The sequence below is a fragment of the Mesorhizobium sp. M1E.F.Ca.ET.063.01.1.1 genome, from assembly GCF_003998155.1.
Lineage (GTDB): Bacteria > Pseudomonadota > Alphaproteobacteria > Rhizobiales > Rhizobiaceae > Mesorhizobium.
This window is the reverse complement of sequence record NZ_RZSC01001217.1, coordinates 1-1,104: the sequence shown is the minus strand read 5'-3', so window position 1 is coordinate 1,104 and position 1,104 is coordinate 1. Positions and strand designations below refer to the sequence as shown.

Sequence of the window (1,104 nt, the reverse complement as noted above, 5' to 3'; positions counted from 1 at the left end):
GCCCGGTAGCGCCGACGACATCGCCAAGGCGGCGAAGCTCGGCGGCCGGCTGAACAAGGGCACCTTCACCTCGCCGGTGAAGGATTTTTATCTGACCAACCCGATCGCGCGGGCCTCGGCCGTGATGGCCGAATGCTCGGCGCTGGCCAAGAGCGGCTTCAAGCAGGCGGCGGAATAAGCATGGACACCTTCTTCTCCTTCTACGTGCTGCCGGCGCTGCTGATCCTTCTGAAATCGGTGGCGCTGATCGTCGTTCTTCTGATCTTCGTGGCCTATGTGCTCTATGCCGACCGCAAGATCTGGGCGGCGGTGCAACTGCGCCGCGGCCCGAACGTCGTAGGCCCCTGGGGAACGCTGCAGGCCTTCGCCGACCTTTTGAAATTCGTGTTCAAGGAGCCGGTGATCCCGTCCGGCGCCAACAAGGGCGTCTTCCTGCTCGCGCCGCTGGTGTCGGCGGTGCTGGCGATCTCGGCCTGGGCCGTTATTCCGGTCAATGAGGGCTGGGCGATCGCCAACATCAATGTCGGCATCCTCTATGTCTTCGCCATCTCCTCGCTCGAAGTCTATGGCGTGATCATGGGCGGCTGGGCGTCCAACTCGAAATATCCGTTCCTCGGCGCGTTGCGCTCGGCCGCGCAGATGGTGTCCTACGAGGTCTCGATCGGCTTCGTCATCGTCACCGTTCTGCTCACAGTCGGCTCGCTCAACCTCTCCGACATCGTGCTGGCGCAACAGGATGGGCTGGGCACGCGGCTCGGCCTGCCCAACACCTTCCTCGACTGGCACTGGCTGTCGCTGTTCCCGATGTTCATCGTCTTCTTCATCTCGGCGCTGGCCGAGACGAACCGTCCGCCGTTCGATCTGGTGGAGGCGGAATCGGAACTCGTCGCCGGCCACATGGTTGAATATTCGTCGACGCCGTTCCTGCTCTTCTTCCTGGGCGAGTACGTCGCCGTCGTTCTGATGTGCGCACTGGCCACCATCCTCTTCCTCGGCGGCTGGCTGCCACCGTTCAACTTCGCGCCCTTCACCTGGGTGCCGGGATTGATCTGGTTCGTGCTCAAGGTCTGCCTGGTGTTCTTCATGTTCTCGATGGTGAAGGCG

Annotated in this window: 2 protein-coding genes; both read left to right on the top strand. The window is 62.6% G+C overall.

The window, feature by feature from the left end:
* Positions 1-178, top strand: a 178-nt coding sequence (locus tag EOA29_RS43925; protein WP_145970086.1) for a hypothetical protein, incomplete at its 5' end; no start/stop codon positions are given.
* Between the two features lie 2 nt (positions 179-180).
* On the top strand, positions 181-1,104 hold a 924-nt coding region (nuoH, locus tag EOA29_RS37390; protein ID WP_127222453.1), incomplete at its 3' end, for an NADH-quinone oxidoreductase subunit NuoH.